Raw genomic sequence first — 1,679 nt, forward strand, 5'->3', positions numbered from 1 at the left:
CGATGTTATGCTTTGTATGTTATCTTCTGCTCCTTATGATTCTCCAATAATTTATTTAACAACTTTAGAGAATAATATCTGTTGTTTTGGAGAAATTGGATAAATAGCGGTCTCAATTCGTCTAATAATCCTTTAGATTTTGCTATTGATAATAAACCTAATGTACCGATACATTCAATATTAAAATTTTCAGCTATTGTTCTTGCTTTTTTATCATCTATTAAAAGAAACTGAGCATTCAATTCTTTATAAAGTATAATTGATTCCGATTCTCCATAATCCATTATAAAAGTTAATTCATTAAAACTAGATATCTTAACGACTTTCGGTTCAAAAAAAATTCTGATTTTTCTATAGTATTCCGTATTCTTCTTTAAAGTTATTTCTTCCCAAACTGCATTTGGAATTTTTATTTCATCGAATAAATTATTTAGGAGTTCTAATTTATCAATTATTGCGAGGGAGAAAATAGGTCCTGCATCGGCAATTACAAGTCCGTTTTTCATATTTACCTAAGTTTTTCAATATCTTTTAGTACATCTTTTTCAGTTAAGCTTGATATTGAAATTTTATTTTTAGAAAGTTCAGTTTCAAATTCTAGTCGGGAAAGCCCTGAAAGTTGAGCTGCCTTGCCAATTGTCAATTTCTGAGCTTTATATAATTGAATGGCTAACATTATCTTAATACGTTTCTTTAAATCATTTTCTGACTCATTTAACGCTAAGAGAATATCGGTTGGAAAATCTACAGAAATGGTACGATTACTCATCTTTACAAGGTTTGTTTCAAATTTAGCCTTTTTTCTTTTTAATTTATTTCTTGTTGAATCTTTTTTACATATAAAGCATAACGTGTTTGTATATGAAAAGTAGTGGATTTTATACACTAACTTTTCGGGTTATAATTGATCTTTAATTTATTCCTTTTGTTTCGTTTATGCGACTAAACCGCTATTTTTTATATACGGTGTTAGCTTTAGTTTTTTAGATTATTATTCCATTCGTTTCTTATACTTCTGACTTTTATTATGTAGTCATAAAACTGGTCAGAAAAAATGCCAAAATCATTGTTTGGTGAATTAATTCTATTTAGCATAATTGTTCCAGCTCTAAATATTAGAGTTAGATCAATTGCTTTTAAGTTAACAAGTTCTTTATATAAGTCTGTACTTAAAAAATTTATATGCTTTTCGAGTTCAGTAATTTGATTTTCCACATATCCTTTTTGTACATTTATCAATTCTGAAATTGTCAGTCCTTGTTTGGTTAGAGTATTTACATCAGTTTTGAAATTAGGGTTTGTATTTGACATTACTATTTTCAAATCCTCTTTAGAACAATCTTTATATGTTAGCGTATCTATTTCAAGATTATTATAATCTAGGTTTTTTAATATTGTATTATATGTTTCCTCAATTCGACTTAAATAAATTTCAAGACTAGACAATAATTCTTTTTTCCTTATTTGTTTTGGATAGAAATCAATTAGTAGGTAAAAAATAAATGCTGAAATTATGCTAAATGATAAATTAAATAATAAAAGCCCAATTTCATAACCTTTATCAAATTTCTCAGGAATATCAATTAAAATAAATGTGTATATAACGATAAATGCAGCCGATAATGAAACAATAATTTTTAATGTGATCTCAAGATGTTCTTTTTTCATAAATTAAAGCT

At 26.4% G+C, this 1,679-nt stretch carries 3 protein-coding genes; all 3 read right to left on the reverse strand.

All coding sequences use genetic code 11. The features are described from left to right. Positions 1-5 precede the first annotated feature (5 nt). The 3 genes from RM553_RS19335 to RM553_RS19345 all read right to left on the reverse strand — a co-directional run bounded on the left by RM553_RS19335 (position 6) and on the right by RM553_RS19345 (position 1,668). Positions 6-506 (reverse strand): PIN domain-containing protein, encoded by a 501-nt coding sequence (locus tag RM553_RS19335; protein WP_311536609.1) that lies wholly within the window; start codon positions 504-506, stop codon positions 6-8. A 2-nt stretch (positions 507-508) separates the two neighbouring features. Further along, complete coding sequence (locus RM553_RS19340) at positions 509-769, reverse strand: UPF0175 family protein (RefSeq protein WP_311536610.1); 261 nt, start codon at positions 767-769, stop codon at positions 509-511. A gap of 206 nt (positions 770-975) precedes the next feature. Then, entirely contained in the window at positions 976-1,668 is a 693-nt protein-coding gene (locus RM553_RS19345) for a hypothetical protein (protein ID WP_311536611.1), read from the reverse strand. Positions 1,669-1,679 lie beyond the last annotated feature (11 nt).

Source organism: Autumnicola tepida (genome assembly GCF_031846485.1).
GTDB classification, from domain to species: domain Bacteria; phylum Bacteroidota; class Bacteroidia; order Flavobacteriales; family Flavobacteriaceae; genus Autumnicola; species Autumnicola tepida.

Coding starts and splice junctions, on each gene's coding strand:
- RM553_RS19335 (WP_311536609.1), bottom strand. CDS start 506: ATGAAAAACGGACTTGTAATTGCCGATGCAGGACCTATTTTCTCCCTC.
- RM553_RS19340 (WP_311536610.1), bottom strand. CDS start 769: ATGAGTAATCGTACCATTTCTGTAGATTTTCCAACCGATATTCTCTTA.
- RM553_RS19345 (WP_311536611.1), bottom strand. CDS start 1,668: ATGAAAAAAGAACATCTTGAGATCACATTAAAAATTATTGTTTCATTA.